This window comes from Mesorhizobium sp. M7A.F.Ca.ET.027.03.2.1 (assembly GCF_003999175.1).
In the GTDB taxonomy this organism is placed as follows: domain Bacteria; phylum Pseudomonadota; class Alphaproteobacteria; order Rhizobiales; family Rhizobiaceae; genus Mesorhizobium.
Window position 1 is genome coordinate 1 of record NZ_RZOM01000715.1, and the last position, 3,242, is coordinate 3,242.

3 protein-coding genes are annotated in these 3,242 nt (G+C 60.1%); all 3 read left to right on the forward strand.

Features of this window, described 5'->3' with window-relative positions; all coding sequences use genetic code 11:
- A partial coding sequence (locus tag EN750_RS25490; protein WP_127398190.1) for an ABC transporter permease subunit occupies nucleotides 1-339 on the forward strand: 339 nt, incomplete at its 5' end.
- On the forward strand, nucleotides 336-1,190 hold the full coding sequence (locus tag EN750_RS25495) for an ABC transporter permease (protein WP_127398192.1): 855 nt from the start codon (nucleotides 336-338) through the stop codon (nucleotides 1,188-1,190). The genes EN750_RS25490 and EN750_RS25495, both read left to right, overlap by 4 nt.
- The gene (locus EN750_RS25500; RefSeq protein ID WP_127398194.1) at nucleotides 1,183-2,850 is read left to right on the forward strand and encodes an ABC transporter ATP-binding protein; all 1,668 of its coding nucleotides are present in this window, start codon (nucleotides 1,183-1,185) and stop codon (nucleotides 2,848-2,850) included. Before EN750_RS25495 ends, EN750_RS25500 begins: the two co-directional genes overlap by 8 nt.
- Nucleotides 2,851-3,242 lie beyond the last annotated feature (392 nt).

Below are 3,242 nucleotides of genomic sequence, written 5' to 3' on the forward strand. Positions count from 1 at the left end.
ATCCTGAACGTCATGCAGTCGGCCTATATAGAGACGGCCGAGCTCAAGGGGCTGCGGCAGATCGAGATTATCCGTCGCCATGCATTCCCGAACGCCATCGCGCCGGTGATCAATGTGGTAATGCTCAACCTAGCCTTCCTGATCGTCGGCGTCGTCGTCGTCGAGGTGATCTTCGTTTACCCCGGCATGGGGCAGTATCTTGTTGACCATGTCTCGAAGCGCGACGTGCCGGTCGTGCAGGCCGTCGGCCTGATCTTCGCGGCCGTTTATATTGGCCTGAACATCATCGCTGACGTCGCCGCAATCATTGCCAACCCGCGGCTGAGGCATCCCAAATGAGCGTCTCGTCAGCCCCACTCGCCAAAGGCCGGCGTCGCATACCCATCGGTGCCGCGATCGGCCTGTTCTTCATCGGATTGTTCCTCTTCGCGGCGACTTTCGCGCCGCTGATCTCACCGCATCCACTGGGCGAGATCGTCGGGGACGTTTGGATGCCCATGTCCGGCGAGCACTGGTTCGGCACTGACAATCTCGGAAGGGATCTGCTCTCGCGCATGATTTATGGCGCCCGCACTACGATCTTGATAGCGGCCGCCGCTACCGCGCTTTCCTTTACGCTTGGGTCGATACTCGGCTTCACCGCAGCCGTCATCGGTGGCTGGTTCGACATGACGATGTCGCGGTTCGTGGATCTGTTGATGTCGATCCCGACGCTGATCTTCGGTCTTGTCGTGCTGTCGGTGCTCCCATCCAACGTGGTGACACTGATATTAGTCATGGGTACATTGGACTCTACCCGCGTTTACCGGCTGTCACGCGCGGTCGCCGCCGACATCAACGCAATGGACTTCGTCGAGGCGGCCAAATTGCGGGGCGAAGACCGCGCCTGGATCATTTTCCGCGAGATTTTGCCCAATGCGCTGTCGCCGCTAGTCTCCGAACTCGGCCTGCGCTTCATCTTCGCCGTGCTCTTCCTGTCTGCCCTGTCCTTCCTTGGGCTTGGTGTGCAGCCGCCACAAGCCGACTGGGGCGGAATGGTGAAAGAGAACAAAGATGGCATTGTTTTCGGTATTTCCGCTGCCCTTATCCCAGCCGGGGCCATCGCAGCACTCGCCATCTCAGTCAATCTCGTCGCGGATTGGATCCTTAACCGGACCACCTCTCTCAGGGGAGGGCGCGGCAATGCCTAAGGCGGCAATGAAACGACCTCATGACGAAAGCTGCTCGTTGCTCGAAATCAGGAAACTGCGGATCGAAGCAACCTCCTACTCGCCGGGGGGCGATCCGCAGAATACCGTCATTGTGGACGACGTTTCGCTAAAGCTGGAGAAAGGCCGCGTCTTGGGCCTGATCGGCGAGTCCGGCGCCGGCAAATCGACTATTGGTCTGGCCTCGATGGGATATGGGCGAGGCGGCGTGCGCATCACCGGGGGCGAAGTCCTCCTCAACGGGCGCAACATTCTAGCACGGGGCGTCCAGGGATTGCGCAAAGTGCGCGGCAACAAGGTCTGTTATGTCGCGCAGTCGGCTGCCGCAGCGTTCAACCCGGCGCTTCGTTTGATGGAGCAAGTCATAGAGTCCGCGTTGCTGCACCGTATCGCGACCCGAGCCGAAGCGGAGAGGCGCGCCATAGCACTGTTCAAAAAGCTCGGCCTACCCAACCCGGAAACCATCGGCCGTCGTTACCCGCACCAGGTTTCGGGCGGTCAATTGCAGCGCGTCATGACAGCCATGGCGCTATGCTCCGAGCCCGACCTTATCGTCTTTGACGAGCCCACCACGGCGCTCGACGTGACGACACAGATCGATGTGCTCGCTGCAATAAAGGATGCGATCCGTGATACTGGCGTCGCGGCCCTTTATATTACGCATGACCTTTCGGTCGTTGCCCAAGTCTCGGACGAGATCATGGTGCTTCGCCACGGCAAAATGGTCGAGCATGGCGAGACGCGGCAGATCATCGAGGCACCGCGGACGGAGTACACCAAGGCGCTGGTGTCGGTACGTTCGATCGAGCATCAGGAAAAGAGGCCGGCAGCCTGTCCGGTGCTCGAGGTGAGGAATATCACCGCGGCTTACGGCGGTCATGTAAAGGTGCTGCAGGAAGTTTCAATCGAGGTCCATCCCGGTCAGACGCTGGCCGTGGTGGGCGAGTCCGGCTCGGGTAAGTCCACGCTTGCGCGCGCCATCACCGGTCTGCTGCCGCCCACATCCGGCATGATCACCTTTGCCGGTCGCACGCTCATGCCGAGGCTTGCGGAGCGCTCGACGGACGATCTGCGCGAACTGCAACTGATTTACCAAATGGCTGACGTGGCGATGAATCCGCGCCAGACAGTTGGCACCATTATCGGCCGTCCGCTCGAATTCTATTTCGGGATGCGCGGTCGTGAGCGCGATCATCGCGTGGCGGAACTGCTCGACGAGATCGAGATGGGCAAGGGTTTCGTCGATCGCTATCCTGCCGAACTCTCGGGCGGCCAGAAACAGCGCGTCTGTATTGCTCGCGCGCTCGCCGCCAGGCCGAAACTTATCATCTGCGACGAGGTGACCAGCGCTCTCGACCCGCTCGTGGCTGATGGCATCCTCAAGCTGCTGCTGCGTCTGCAGAAGATCGAGGACGTGGCGTATCTGTTCATCACCCACGATCTCGCGACGGTAAAGGCGATCGCCGATTCCATCGCAGTGATGTATCAAGGAAGGGTCGTGCGCTATGGCTCCAAGACCGAAGTGCTCACCCCGCCCTTCGACGCATATACTGACCTTCTGCTCTCTTCAGTTCCCGAGATGGAGCTTGGCTGGTTGGAAAGCGCCATAAAGGGGCGCCGCATGGCAAGCGGGGGGAACTGATCTCTGGCCGCACCATATTGGCGTTGAACGCACTCCGGCGTGTTGAGGAGAGGCCAGGTAGGCGGCGGGAATTCTCGACTTGGCAGCGAATTCCAGGCAGGTCACCCGACTGGGGGCAGGCAAGAGCGCCTGCCGGCGCACGCTGATCGGGGTGAATCCCCAGCTCGCTACCCAAGCTCCCAAATCGACCAAAGACGTAACGCGACGCTTTTTTCCTCTCTGGCTTTCCCAAATGCAGCCCACTGAGATGGACGATTTAACTTCCGAACGATGGTGAAGCCCGAATGCGAGAACGTCGTCCCGTGTGTCCGTCGCGGAGGCGCGCCCGGCCGTAGGAAAACACCGATTTACTGCATCAATGACGTATGGTCGAAGTACGAACGCATAGTAGC

Excerpts from the sequence above, each read along its gene's own strand:
- EN750_RS25500 (WP_127398194.1), top strand. The coding sequence starts at position 1,183 with ATGCCTAAGGCGGCAATGAAACGACCTCATGACGAAAGCTGCTCGTTG.
- EN750_RS25495 (WP_127398192.1), top strand. The coding sequence starts at position 336 with ATGAGCGTCTCGTCAGCCCCACTCGCCAAAGGCCGGCGTCGCATACCC.